Origin of the sequence: Oceanococcus atlanticus, assembly GCF_002088235.1 — a bacterium.
GTDB classification, from domain to species: domain Bacteria; phylum Pseudomonadota; class Gammaproteobacteria; order Nevskiales; family Oceanococcaceae; genus Oceanococcus; species Oceanococcus atlanticus.
In genome coordinates this window covers 201,412-214,621 of the sequence record NZ_AQQV01000001.1, presented here as the reverse complement: position 1 = coordinate 214,621, position 13,210 = coordinate 201,412, and the positions used below count along the sequence as shown (strand labels likewise).

Sequence of the window (13,210 nt, the reverse complement as noted above, 5' to 3'; positions counted from 1 at the left end):
TCAGCCTCCACTGACCGGCGGGATCAGAGCGATCTCGTCGCCGTCATGAATCGCGCTGTGCGGGCCAAGCAGGCTGTCACCACAGGCGCAGGCAATACGCTGCGTCCAGGGTTCGAGTGCGGGGAAACGCTGGTGCAGTTCGGCCAGCAGGGTTTGCGCGTCGGTCGCTTCCAGCTCCAGATCGAGCGGTGGCTCGCCCAGCACGCCCACCAGCGGGCCGTAAGGTATCAGGCTAATCCTCATGCGCCGATTGTAAACCGGACCGAGGATTTGCAGGGCTAGTAGACGTCGCTGCGGTAGCGGCCTTCACTGCGCAGGCGGTCCACGGCAGTCTGACCAAGGATTTCGACCAGCGCCGCGCTGACCCCTGGCGCCATGCCGTGACTGCTGCCACAGACGTAGATGCAGGCGCCTTCGGCCACCCACGTACGCACGCTGTCGGCGGCCGCCAGCACAGCATCCTGAACATAACGCAGCGTCTCGCCTTCACGTGAATAGGTGCGGTCCAGACGCTGCAGCGCGCCATTGCGCTGAGCCTGCTCCAGCTCATCGCCGAGCAAGCCGTCGTGCTGGCGACTGCGTTCGCCAAACAACAGCCAGTTGCGCCCGAGGCGTTTGTGCTGGCGGGCATGCAGATGTGCGCGTAGACCGGCAAGACCGGTCCCATTGCCGATCAGAATCAGGGGCGCATGGTCAGGTGGCGGGTGAAAATTGCTGTTGCTGCGGATGCGCAGGCGCAGTGGCTGGCCGGGTTCAAGCTGTTCGGTCAGGTGCTGCGAGCCCAGGCCGGGGCGGCCATCGGGGTGAAACATCCGGCGCACCAGTAGTTCCAGGCGTCCGTCCTGGGCAATTGAGGCAATCGAGTACTCGCGTTTGTGGGCCTGGCCAGAACGCCCGTCGGGGACCTGAATTTCGGCAATGTCGCCAGCCTGCCAGCTCAGCGCGGTGGGATCCGTTGGTGTCAGGCACAGGCGAAAAATGGCGCCGCCGGGGCTGCCGGGGTTCAGATGCTCGCGCTCGCTCAGCATCCAGTCGGCATAGTCGGATTCCTGCCAGCTCAGCGCGCGGCGGGCGAAGCTTACGCGCAGTGACTCCTGCCAGCGCTTGAGTGTGGCGGGATTGGCATCGTCGACCTCGATGCAGGGAAACAGGGGACTGGCCTGGCTTTCGCGCAGCCAGTTGTCCAGCTTGTGACCGAAGGCGCAGAAATGGGGATAACTGCGATCACCCAGCGCGAGGACCGCGTAGCGCAAGCCGGCCAGTGCCGCCGGGCTTTGCAGGCTTGCGCGGGCGAACGCCAGAGCATGATCTGGCGGGTCGCCTTCACCCGTTGTGCTGACCACGAACAACCAGTGCGGGCAGCTGTGGCTCAACTCCGGTTTGAAATGCTCCAGCGCCATGCTGTGAACCGCACAATCCGCGCTGCGCAGCGCATCGGCGGTTTGTCGTGCGATGTTCTGAGCGGTACCGCTTTGGCTGGCATAAACCACACTGATGTCGGCGGCGCCCGCTGCGTGGGCACGCTGCTGTGGTTTCAGCCACCACGCGCACAGCAACAGATACACGGCCAGCAACAACCCGATGCCGAGCAGGCGCTGGGCATCGGGCTGAGTCCAGATCAGTGGCGCTGGTTGCCACCACCACAACAGGCCGGCCACGCCCAGCAGTGCGGCGGTTATCAGTCTGTAGGTGGTGGGGGCAGGCATCAGCGGATGGTCAGCTACGGCGACAGCACTTCCAGAATGCCGGTGAAGCTGAGGCTGCGTTCAGTCGCCGGTTTTGTGGCTTTGTCATCGCGCAGGCTGGTTTTCAGCCAGTACATGCCGGGGCCGGGCCAGGTGATGCTGAAGCGGCCATCTTTATCGGTGGTGAGCGCGATTTCGTTCACGGCCGTTCTGTAACGCACTCCGTCGGCGATCACCTCAACAGCCTGATTGGCGGCCGGCTTGCCATCGAGCAGCAACTGGAAGGTGGCTGATTCGTCGCTGTACAGGTCATTGAATGGCGTGACCGGCACCAGTTCGAGCCCCTTGCCTTGGGGCTTGAGTGCGCCTGAGTCGGGCTGGCCTGCGGTGACATAAGTCTCCATGCGCCGGATCATCTGCGTCACTCGCAGATTCTTGGCCTTTTTGGGCACCGCCTTGGCAAAGCCCTCGGCGCTGAAGCTGCCGCCGCGCGGTGGCCAGCGATGGCGCTGATCGCCATCTTCCCAGCTGGCCATGATGGCGTCGAAAAGCACGGCGATTTTGTAAGTGCCTTCCTGGGTGAGTTGCAGGTCAAAGGTGCTGCGCAATTTGCCGATGGCGAGGTTTTGCGCCTCGACTACGCTGCCGTCGGGGGCGGTGATGCGCAGGTTATCGTCGTTGAGACGCAGCGGCGCGTGATCCTTGATGAACGGCAGGGTGGATGCGGCGGCATCCACGGTGACCCACTGGCCGCTGGCGAGCACCGTCTTGGACGGCAGCAGCCAGGTGTCGTGGGCCAAGGCATTCAGCGGGGTCAGCAGCGCAGCGCTGATTACGGCGGCAGAAATGAGTTTCATGAGGGGTTCCTTGGAGTTGGACATCACGGGGCGAACGTCAGGCTGATGGCGCCCAGTTCACTGTGGCCTTGTGCATTGATGGTTTGGGGGGCGTTGATCGGCCAGCTGAACGGGATATCGATCAGCTCACGTCCGCCTTCCTCGCGTGCCGCTTCAACGCGCAACTTGTACGCTCCAGGTTCGAGCGCCAGATCGGCTTGGCCGAGTTGAAAGCTCACGCTATGTGCGCCGACCGGGCGGGTTGCGGCGCTGACACCATCAACCGGCATGGCCAAGGCACGCCCACTGCGGCGCCACCACTGGCGCAGGTCAGGCAGCCATTTGCTGCCTTTTTCCGCGCCGTCGGCCTCGCCAGGACGGTCTTGCTGGTACCAGACCAGCAGATTGGCTGCGACCTTGCGGCTGTCGTTCTCGATCCAGGCGGCCACGTACGGGCGGTGATATTGCGCGACGTCCAGACGCGGGATTTCAATGCTCAGATCGAGCGTTGTCGCCTGAGCGGGCAAGGCCCAGCTCAGGCACAGCAGGAGTCCCCAGGGGGCAAAACGCATGATGAACCTCCGTGTTTCAACTCAGTGAATAAAAAGCAGTGCCAGTACCGCCGGCACAACAAGGCCGAGTCCGACCAAGGGCCAGGTGGAACGGCGTTGGGCAGCATGCATGTGCAGCAGAACCAGTCCGGTGATGCAGAAAATCAGGCAGGCCACGGCAAAAATGTCGATAAACCAGCTCCACACCGGACCGGCATGGCGCCCTTTGTGCAAGTCATTGAAGTACGACACCCAACCGCGATCGGTACGCTCGTATTCGATGAAACCATCATCCAGGGCAATGCTGAGCCAGGCATCGCCGCCAGGGCGTGGCAGGCTCAGATAGACCTCATCATCCAGCCATTCCGCTTCATAGGGTCCGAGTGACAGCGACCATTCCCGGCGCAGCCAGTCGCGCACCCTGAGCGGTAATGCCGCAGCGTGGTCGGCGGCACTGCGCAGGTTGTCCAGCTCACGTTGAGGCAACGTCCCGGTCAGCGTGGTGACCACAGGTGTGGCCGGGATCTGCGAGGCGTGATTCAGGGTGATGCCGGTAAGGCTGAACAACAACATGCCGATCAGGCACAGGGCCGAACTGATCCAGTGCCACTGGCGCATCAGCGCCATCAAGTGTCCACGCGAAAGCCCGCCGCGAGCACCGTTCATGGTGTCGCGACGGGCGGATGATGTGGCGTTAAGCCGTTTAGAAGCTGACATTCACGCTCAGCCACAGATTGCGCGCTTTGTCCTTGTTGTTGTAGTCGTCCAGGTAGACCGGCTCAAAGCTGCCATCACCCAGATCGTCGAAGGTGGTTCTGAACGAGGTCAGATCTTCGTCAAGCAGATTGTTGATGCGCGCGGCGACGAACAGATTGGGATTGAAGCGGTACTGGCCGGCCAGGTGCAGAATCTCGTAGCTCTTGTAGTACTGCGGATTGCCGTTTGCATCTTCGCTACCACGGTAACGCTTGGAGCGCACTTCGCCGATCAGTTGCAGGCTCAGCTGGCCGCTCACCGTCCAGTCCAGGGTGGCGTTGTACATGTGCTTGGCCGCCTGGGTCAGCGGGAGGCCGGCGTCGTCACCGCTTTTGCGCTCGCTGTCGGTGTAGGTGTAGTTGGCTCGCAGCGACAATGGTGCGGCCAGGCGAAGCTTGCCCGCCAGCTCCAGGCCCTGGATTTGTGCCTTGTCGACGTTGATGTACTGATTGACGCTGCCCACCCCGATCACCGAGTAGTAATCGCCCAGATTCACACAGGGGCGTGCGCCACCCGTTTCGGTGCAACTTTGGCTGACTTCTGCGCGCTCAATCTTGTCCTCGAAATCATTCTGGAAAAGCGTGATGTTGGCGTTGTGGTTGCCGTCAGCGGAATTCCAGTACAGGGCGATTTCACTGTTTACGCTGGTTTCCGGTTCCAGATCCGGGTTGCCCGCCCATGGCGAGGTGCCCTGGCCGCCAAAGCCGGTGATGCCGTCATACAGATCGGTGGTCTTGGGCGTTTTGTAGCCCGTGCTGACGCCACCTTTAAGCACCAGGCTGGAACTTAAATCGTAAACCGCATAGGCACGCGGGCTGAGATGGCCACCGAACAGATTGTGATCGTCGTGACGCAGGCCCAGGGTCAGGGTCAGGGCGTCGATCGGGCTCCAGTTGTCCTCGGCGAAAACTGACCACATGCGGTGTTCCTGCACCGTGCCATTGCCGTAACCACCGGATTCCATGCCGAAGACGCCGTCTTCGAGTTCACCATCGATGACCTGAAAACCGGTGATGACGTGGTGGCTGCCGACAAAGCCCTCAAACGGCATGTCGATCTTGCCGTCCAGGGTGTACTGGTTGCTTTGCATCGTGCGCTTGGGGCGGGGCAGGAATTCGGCTTCGGCCAGGGCGCGCCGTGCATCCTCATCCAGGCCTGCGAATTCGCCGGTGGCACGGTACATCTCGGTCAGGCGTTCACGCTCTGTCACCGAGAAGGGCAGGGTGCGGCCATCGTTGTTGGTTTCAATGTAGGCCAGCGACAGCAGGCTGCGGCCGAAGTCCCAGTCACCTTGATGTGTTAGCGACCATTGATCGCGGGTGAAGGTTTGTTCGGCGCCGTAGCCGACGCGTGGCGCCACCACGCCGCCGCGCTCCTGCCACACGGTATCAATGCTGTCGACAGTCCCCAGCGGATAGGACACGCTGCCCAGATTGTTGGTGTAGGGCTCGTTGTCGTAGTCCTGCTCCGAGCGGTCGATGTCGAAGATCACGCTCTGATTGGCGGCCGGCACCCAGCTTAGGCTCAGGCCCAGCGATTGATTGGTGTTGTCCACCGTCTTGCCGCCACGGCCAAAGCCCAGCGCGCGCTCATGGCGCTCACCGGCAGGGTCATAAATGGCTTCGTATTCCGGTGTGGAGGCATCGCGCTGGTACCACGATCCGCGCACGCCCAGGCCCAGCTTGTCCTTGATCAGCGGGCCGGTGGCGGCGAAATCAAAGGTGCTGTCGGTGCCGAAATCATCATTTTCCTGGAAATTGTGGGACAGCGTTGCCGAGCCGGTCCAGCGCTCGGTCACTTTACGGGTGATGATGTTGATCACGCCGCCCAGTGCGTCGGCGCCATAAAGGGTGGAGGCGGGGCCGCGGATCACCTCAATGCGCTCGACCATGTCCAGCGGGGGTATGTGGTTGAACTGATTGCCGCCAAAGTTGTTCGGGTAGATGTCGCCATGGTTGTTCTGGCGTCGTCCGTTGATCAGGATCAGGGTGTAATCCGAGCCCATACCGCGGATGCTGATGGTCTTCTGGCCGGTTTTGTCTGCGGTTTCGCCCACATCCACACCTTCCAGATCACGCACGGCATCAATCAGGGTCATGTATGGGCGTTTGATCAGATCTTCGCGCGTGATGACCGAGATGCTGGCCGGTGCGTCGACGATTTTCTGTTCGAAGCCTGAGGCAGTGACGACGATTTCGTCGAACTGGACGGCGGCCACATCGATCGCTTGAGCCGTAGCCTCGTCCGGAGTTTGGGCCAAAGCGGCCGGGCTTGTGAGTGCCATAGCGCATGCGCTGACAGACATCATCCATGATGGTTTTGTTGGAGTTTTCATGTTGCTTCCGTGGCAGAGAGACCCCGCACATGTCCCGTGCAGGCAGAGTCAGAGGAGTTGGTGCGTATCCGCAGCGGTGTGCCGCCAGCGGCAGGTGAAGCGGATGTGCGTTTGGAGGTGGGGCAGGTATGCCCCGGTGTTTAGACGCTGATCGCGACGAGTTGCGGTGGCGCGCGGCTGGGGTCGCGGCAGGATCGGTAGCCGCGACGTATGGCGCCCAATGGAGTTACGCCATGTTGGCGTGATGCCATGTGGATACGCTGTGCTGCGTGTGATGCGCAGTTGCTGCGCCGTTCGGCATGCAGCAGGTAGGCCGCTGCACTGTCGGTGTCGTCCGCTGTTTGAGCCGTTAGCGTGAACGCGCGGCGGCGGATTTTTGGTCCGTAGACCGTGCGTAATGGGCTTTGGGCCTGCGAGATGACTTGCGCCAAGCCGGATACCTGAGTCGATTCAGCGAAGGTGCTGTCCAGGGGCGCGTTCGTCGGCGCGTTGAGCAGGGTTATCCATGCGCAAAGCAGGGCTGCAACGAAAAGCCGCGGAACAGCATGGACAAGCGGGGATGTCATGGTGGTTTTCGCCAGCCATCAGCAAACAATATTGATAAATGTAATGCAAATGAGAGTAATTCTCAATAGTGAATTTGAGAATATTGGCGGATAGCGGCCGGTGCTTAGCCGCCCAGGTGGTACATGCGTACGTCGCGCTCGGCGTATCCCGGCTCAGCGATGTAGCCGGCTGGTTTGCGCCCGACAGCGGCATGGATGGCGCGATTCAATGCCGGGCCTTCAAGACCGCGCAGCAGGGTGCCTTCACGTCCGAAAAGGCAGGTGTACAAGCGACCGTCTGCGGTAATGCGCAGGCGATCACAGCGCGCGCAGAAAGGTTGTGTCACGGTGGCAATAATGCCGAACTGTTGGCCGCTGGCCAGGCGATAGCGTCGTGCTGGTGCGCCATCTTCGGGCAGGTGTTCAACTGCGTGGAACTGGCCTACGGTGTTCAAGATGTCTGCAGCGCTGACCACACGATCGCGACTCCACAGGGCCTCGTCATCCAGGGGCATGAACTCGATAAAGCGAAGCTCAACAGCGTGGGTCTCGGCAAAATTGAGCAGCGGCAGGATCTGGTCATCGTTGTAGCCGCGAATGATCACCCCGTTGAGCTTGACGCCCAAACCGGCGCTGCGCGCAGCCTCAATGCCTGCGATGACATCCGCAGGGCCATAGCGCCCTCGGCTCAAGCGCTGAAACTGGTCGGGGTTGAGTGAATCCAGAGAGATGTTGATGTCCTGCAACCCGGCCTGACTCAGGGCCGACGCGTGACGTGCCAGCTGGGCCGCATTACTGGTCATGGAAAGCCGCTTCAGGCCTTCGCCACGCAGCGTGTTCAAGCCCGCGATGATGTCCACGACATCGCGTCGCAACAGTGGCTCTCCACCGGTGATGCGCAGATTGGTGATTCCCAGTTCGGTGACGAACACCCTGGCCATTGCGACAATGTCGTCGCCTGACATCAAGGCCTTGGCCGGCATCCAGCGCGGCTTTTCTGGCATGCAGTACGGGCAGCGAAAATTGCATCGATCGGTGATCGAAATGCGCAGTTTGCGATGGCCGCGGCCAAAGCTGTCGGTCAGCACCGCTTAATCACCTTGCGCTGCCAGTGCAGACGGCGCCGCTCTTCGGGTGTGTTGATGCTCCACGCGGTGTGCGCACCGACAATGCTGACCGGCGCCAACTGCAGTGTGCGACAGGCATTTGCCGCTGAGCGACCGCCCGTGCGCCGAAAGGTGGCCAGGCGGTGGCGGCTTTGGCGGGGCAGCAGTGCATGCAGGTAGTAGTGGTCATCGCGGTGCTGAGCATAACCGCCCTGATGCGAACCGCGTGCCAGCTGAGCGGGCAGATTGTCAGGCAAGCTCGCGCAATCAACGGGTACACACAAGCACCAATGGCCAGAGGCGCGGGCCAGGCCGGCGGCCAAACCGGACAACGGACCTTGCGAGCCATCTTGATCCCAGGCCCGAATGCAGCCGGCTGGCAGTCTTAAGTTATCGCGCGGGCGCGCCCGTACGACGATGATTTCGCCGGCGACCCGCCGTAACTGACCAGCCAAGCGGTCCAGAACTGTGCGGCGCTGCAGGCACAGGCGTGCTTTGTCACGCCCCCCCAGGCGTTGCCCGCGCCCGCCTGCCAATATGACAGCGGTCGTGGCTGAGCGTGGGGGTGGGCGCATGCTTCAGTTGAGCGAGCCGGCGCGCTGTAGCTGAGGGCCGCTGGCCGTCGGTTGATAGGCCACGCTGAAAGTGCGCAACACGTTTTGCACCTGGTCAGGCTTCAGGTTGGCCGGCATTTCGAAACTGTCGAAACCGCAACGCAGCATGTAGAACAATTGGTCGTGCAACACCTCGCCACACGCACGCAGCGTTGCCGTGAAACCCAGTCGTTCGCGCAGCACGCGGGCCTGGCTGTAGGCGCGACCGTCTGTGAAAGCGGGGAAGTGCAGCGTGATCAGGCTGGCACCATCGAAGGTGTTGCGCGGCAGTGCATCGAGGTCTTCGGTGTTGTCTATATAGACACCCACGGCGCCAGCTTCGGCCAGCAGGGCGTCGCGCTGGGACTGCCAACGCGCCAGGCTCACGATAATCTCGGCATCAGCCACCACGGATTGATCGTCTTCTAGCTTCAGCCACCGATCATCGCTGATGCTGCCGTCCGGGTTCAGTACATCAGGCATAAACGGCTTCCTTGAACGGTTGCAGACCCACGCGCAGATAAGTATCCATGAAGTTCTCCTCGCCTTCGCGCTGATCCACGTACACCTCGAGGATTTTCATGACCGCATCAACCACACCGTCGCGCGAGACCGCGGCGCCGAGGCGGTCACCCAGGCGAGCATCATTACGTGACGAGCCGCCGAGTGTCAGCTGATACCACTCTTCACCCTTCTTATCCACGCCAAGAACGCCAATGTTGCCGACGCTGTGATGGCCGCAACCATTCATGCAGCCCGACATGTTCAGGCGCAGATCACGGAAGTCGTACAGCTCGTCAAGGGTTTCGAAGCGCTCGTTAAGCTCCAGCGCAACACCGATCGAGCCGGCATTGGCCAGCGCACAAAAGTCCAGCCCCGGGCAGCAGATCAGGTCGGTGACCTTGTCGATGTTCGGGGTGGCCAGATTGAGTGCATCGAGGCGTTTCCAGACCTCGTACAAAGCATCTTCGCGCACATCGGTAAGCACCAGGTTTTGCTCGTGCATGACCCGAATTTCGCCAAAGCTGTGCTGATCGGCAAGCTCGGCCACGGCGGCCATCTGAGCGGATGAGCAGTCACCCGGTACTTCGCCGGGGGCTTTCAGCGAAATGATCACGGCCTGGTAGCCAGCCTGTTTGTGTGCGCGCAGATTGTTGCGGCACCACAGTGCGAAACGTGCATCCTGCTGCTGCGCCTGGGCCAGTGCGTCGCGATCGATATCGTTGCGATATTCAGGCAGCGGGAACCAGCTGATGGCCTCTTCACGTTGGGCCTGGTCCAGGGTCAGATCGCCATCCTTGAGATGGACCCATTCCTGTTCGACCAGCTCGGCGAAGCGCTCGGCACCGGTTTCCTTGACCAGGATCTTGATCCGGGCCTTGTACTTGTTGTCACGCCGTCCGAGGCGGTTGTAGACGCGCAGCACGGCTTCCAGATAGGACAGCATGTGCGGCCAGGGCAGGGCTTCACGGATCACCTCGCCGATGATCGGGGTGCGTCCGAGGCCACCACCAACAATGACATCAAAGCAGGGCTCGCCGTCGGCGCTATGACGCAAATGCAGGCCGATATCGTGCACGCGGGTGGCCGCACGATCCTTGGCCGTGGCCGATACCGCGATTTTGAATTTGCGCGGCAAGAAGGCGAATTCGGGGTGGAAAGTCGACCACTGCCGGATAATCTCGCACCAGGGCCGCGGATCATCGATTTCGTCAGCGGCGACGCCGGCCAGCGCGTCGGTGGTGGTGTTACGAATACAGTTGCCACTGGTTTGAATCGCGTGCATCTGCACCGTAGCCAGCTCGGCCAGGATTTCCGGCACATCCTCGAGTTTTGGCCAGTTCAGCTGCAGGTTGGTGCGTGTCGTGAAGTGGCCATAACCCTTGTCGTAGCGCTGTGCGATATCGCCAAGCTTGCGCAGCTGGGTCGACGACAGGGTGCCGTAGGGGATCGCGATACGCAGCATTGGTGCGAAACGCTGGATATACAGTCCGTTTTGCAGGCGCAGCGGCAGGTACTGGGCTTCGCTCAGCTCACCGTCGAGAAAACGCCGGGTTTGATCACGAAACTGTTCGACGCGTTCGTTGACCAAGGTTTGATCGAGTTCGGAGTACTTATACATGGTGGTCCGTCGGCATGCCCCGGGTTGAATGCGATTGCTGAGGCATGGGGCGCGAAGGATACCAGTGACGGCTTATGCCATAAAGACGCTAAAACGAGTATTGATATAACGAATATTGCTAATGGCAGCGACGTGCATGGTGGAATCAAACGCGTGGCAGTGCTTCCATCAATGCGGCGCAGCGCTGGCGTCGCGCTGCCGGGTCGGTGATCGCAGCAATTTCATTGATGTCCTCACGGCCCAGGTGGGGTGCAAAGGTGTGCATGAAATCGTACATGTAGGCACGCAGGAACAATCCGCGGCGAAAACCGATATGGGTGGTGCTCTGGCTGAACAGATGCGAGGCATCGATTTTTACCAGATCCTTGTCGAGTTCTTCGTCGTAGGCCATGTTGGCGACGATGCCGATACCCAGGCCCAGACGCACGTATGTCTTGATGACGTCGGCATCGACCGCGGTGAGAACCACGTTGGGTTTGAGGCCACGTGCTGTGAACGCCTGATCCAGCTTGGAGCGACCGGTAAAACCGAAGGTGTAGGTCACGATCGGATGACGGGCCAGATCGGCCAGGCCGACCGAGCTTCCGTGAGTCAGTGGATGATGCGGCGGCACCAGAATGCAGCGGTTCCAGTGATAGCAGGGCAGCATCACCAGTTCATCGAAATGCTCCATCGCTTCGGTGGCAATAGCAAAATCGGCCTCACCATTGGCGGCCAGGCGGGCAATTTGTGGCGGTGAGCCTTGATGCAGGTGCAGGGCCACGTCGGGGTAGCGCGCCTTGAATTCTTTGACCACGCCCGGCAAGGCGTAACGAGCCTGAGTATGCGTCGTGGCGATGCTGAGATTGCCGCGATCGGCCGCGCGGTACTCCTCGGCTACGCGCTGAATGTTTTCAGTGTCGCCCAGCACGCGCTCGGCAATTTCCAGGATGCGTTGCCCCGCCGGCGTAATGTTGGCCAGATGTTTGCCATTGCGGGCAAAGATGTCGACCCCAAGTTCATCCTCCAACTGTTTGATTTGCTTGGAGATTCCTGGTTGCGATGTGAACAGGCGTTCGGCTGCGGTGGTGATGTTGAGATTGCAGCGGGCCACTTCGCGGATGTAGATCAGCTGACGGAGCTTCATGCGCAGGTCGGTGTTGTCATCATTGGCAGTGTACTGCGAGTCGGACGATATCGCTCGTGATGAAGCGTACAAGCTTGCGATAATAAGCAATTCACGGTGTTTGCAGAGGTCGTCAGTCTTGGAATTCTTTCCGGTGTTTATGCGCTTGGTCTCGCGCGATGTGCTGGTTGTTGGCGGCGGCGAAATTGCAGCTCGCAAGGTGCGCTTGCTGCACAAGGGCCAGGCGCGCATCCGAGTCGTGGCACCGCAGCTGTGCGCGGAGTTGGCCGAGCAGCAACGCAACGGCCAGGTGAGTTGGTTGCAGCAGCCATTTGATGCCGATGCGTTCGGGCAGCCGACCTTGGTGATCGCGGCGACCGATCAACCAGAGGTTAACCGCCAGGTCGCAAGTGTGGCTCAGGCGCGTGGTGTGCCAGTCAATGTTGTGGACGACGCCCAATCCTCGACCGCGATCATGCCCTCGATTGTGGACCGGTCCCCTGTGGTGGTGGCTTTGTCCAGCGGAGGCACGGCCCCGGTACTGGCACGCCGATTGCGCGATCAGATCGAAAAGTCGCTGCCTTCAGGTTACGGCCGTCTGGCCGCGCTCAGCGGTGCGATCCGTGAGCGCGTGATGCAGACCTTGCCGGAACCCCGGTCGCGCTTGCGGTTCTGGGAGAGAGTGTTTGACGGCCCGGTCGCACAGCGGGCGGTTTCCGGGGATCTGGACAGTGCCCGGGCCATGCTCGATGACAGTCTGCGTCAGGCGCAGGACGCCGATATGCCGCAGGGTGAGGTGTTTTTGGTCGGTGTAGGGCCGGGCGACCCCGACCTGTTGACGCTGCGGGCGCACCGTTTGATGCAGCTGGCTGATGTTGTCCTTTACGACCGTCTGATTCCGGAACCCATCATGGATCTGGTGCGCCGCGATGCAGAGCGCATCGATGTGGGCAAACGGCGGAGCAATCACACCTTGCCACAGGAAGACATCAACGCCTTGCTGGTCCGTTTGGCTCGTCAGGGGCAGCGGGTACTGCGTCTCAAGGGCGGCGACCCGTTCATGTTTGGGCGTGGCGGCGAAGAAATCGAAGAACTGATGGAAGCAGGTGTGCCGTTTCAGGTTGTGCCCGGGATCACTTCAGCGCTGGGTTGTGCCGCATATGCTGGCATTCCCCTCACGCACCGTGACCATGCCCAGAGTTGTGTGTTTGTAACAGGGCACCCCAAGGCCGACGGCACCCTGGATCTGGATTGGCCGCGTCTGGCGCACGCGCAACAAACGCTTGTGGTCTACATGGGGGTGGGGTCATTGCCCGCATTGTGCGCTGAGCTGATCCGCGCAGGGCTGGCAGCGGACTGGCCGGCAGCACTGATCTTCAATGGCACGCGCCCGGATCAGCAAGTGATTACTGGGCAGCTGGATAACCTGCCGCAGCGTGTTGAGGCTGCGGGTGACATTACAGGCCCCGGCTTGCTTATTGTCGGTCAGGTCGTGCGTCTGCGGGAGCGTTGCGACTGGCTTCAAGCCACGCGCATGGCGTGATAGTGCGCAATAAAAAAGGGGCCATAGGCCCCT

Annotated in this window: 13 protein-coding genes; 1 reads left to right on the top strand and 12 read right to left on the bottom strand. The window is 61.2% G+C overall.

Annotation, left to right across the window (positions count from 1 at the left end):
• The 12 genes from ATO7_RS00985 to cysB form a co-directional block, all read right to left on the bottom strand.
• Window positions 1–243, bottom strand: coding sequence for a MoaD/ThiS family protein (locus ATO7_RS00985; protein ID WP_083559053.1), 243 nt, complete (start codon window positions 241–243; stop codon window positions 1–3).
• A gap of 35 nt (window positions 244–278) precedes the next feature.
• A complete protein-coding gene (locus ATO7_RS00980; RefSeq protein ID WP_083559052.1) occupies window positions 279–1,706 on the bottom strand; it encodes a sulfite reductase subunit alpha in 1,428 nt (475 codons plus the stop codon).
• Window positions 1,707–1,720: 14 nt separating this feature from the next.
• On the bottom strand, window positions 1,721–2,542 hold the full coding sequence (locus ATO7_RS00975; protein ID WP_083560951.1) for a DUF4198 domain-containing protein: 822 nt from the start codon (window positions 2,540–2,542) through the stop codon (window positions 1,721–1,723).
• 23 nt (window positions 2,543–2,565) lie between these two features.
• Window positions 2,566–3,093: a DUF2271 domain-containing protein gene (locus ATO7_RS00970; RefSeq protein WP_083559051.1), complete on the bottom strand. Its 528-nt coding sequence runs from the start codon at window positions 3,091–3,093 to the stop codon at window positions 2,566–2,568.
• A gap of 21 nt (window positions 3,094–3,114) precedes the next feature.
• Window positions 3,115–3,789: a PepSY-associated TM helix domain-containing protein gene (locus tag ATO7_RS00965; RefSeq protein ID WP_083559050.1), complete on the bottom strand. Its 675-nt coding sequence runs from the start codon at window positions 3,787–3,789 to the stop codon at window positions 3,115–3,117.
• Window positions 3,776–6,112: a TonB-dependent receptor domain-containing protein gene (locus ATO7_RS00960; RefSeq protein WP_206044750.1), complete on the bottom strand. Its 2,337-nt coding sequence runs from the start codon at window positions 6,110–6,112 to the stop codon at window positions 3,776–3,778. Before ATO7_RS00960 ends, ATO7_RS00965 begins: the two co-directional genes overlap by 14 nt.
• A 191-nt stretch (window positions 6,113–6,303) precedes the next feature.
• Window positions 6,304–6,729 carry a hypothetical protein gene (locus ATO7_RS16700; RefSeq protein WP_146680093.1) on the bottom strand — a complete coding sequence of 142 codons (426 nt, stop codon included), beginning with the start codon at window positions 6,727–6,729 and terminating at the stop codon, window positions 6,304–6,306.
• 104 nt (window positions 6,730–6,833) lie between these two features.
• A complete protein-coding gene (gene moaA, locus ATO7_RS00955) occupies window positions 6,834–7,796 on the bottom strand; it encodes a GTP 3',8-cyclase MoaA (protein WP_083559048.1) in 963 nt (320 codons plus the stop codon).
• A complete protein-coding gene (gene mobA, locus ATO7_RS00950) occupies window positions 7,790–8,389 on the bottom strand; it encodes a molybdenum cofactor guanylyltransferase (RefSeq protein WP_083559047.1) in 600 nt (199 codons plus the stop codon). The genes moaA and mobA overlap by 7 nt, the downstream gene beginning before the upstream one ends.
• A 3-nt stretch (window positions 8,390–8,392) precedes the next feature.
• Entirely contained in the window at window positions 8,393–8,890 is a 498-nt protein-coding gene (locus tag ATO7_RS00945; protein ID WP_083559046.1) for a DUF934 domain-containing protein, read from the bottom strand.
• Window positions 8,883–10,529: a nitrite/sulfite reductase gene (locus tag ATO7_RS00940; RefSeq protein ID WP_083559045.1), complete on the bottom strand. Its 1,647-nt coding sequence runs from the start codon at window positions 10,527–10,529 to the stop codon at window positions 8,883–8,885. Before ATO7_RS00940 ends, ATO7_RS00945 begins: the two co-directional genes overlap by 8 nt.
• A gap of 145 nt (window positions 10,530–10,674) precedes the next feature.
• Window positions 10,675–11,655, bottom strand: coding sequence for an HTH-type transcriptional regulator CysB (gene cysB, locus ATO7_RS00935; protein WP_083560950.1), 981 nt, complete (start codon window positions 11,653–11,655; stop codon window positions 10,675–10,677).
• Between the two features lie 133 nt (window positions 11,656–11,788).
• Between cysB and cysG the strand changes: the two genes are divergently transcribed.
• On the top strand, window positions 11,789–13,177 hold the full coding sequence (gene cysG, locus ATO7_RS00930; RefSeq protein WP_276206653.1) for a siroheme synthase CysG: 1,389 nt from the start codon (window positions 11,789–11,791) through the stop codon (window positions 13,175–13,177).
• Window positions 13,178–13,210 lie beyond the last annotated feature (33 nt).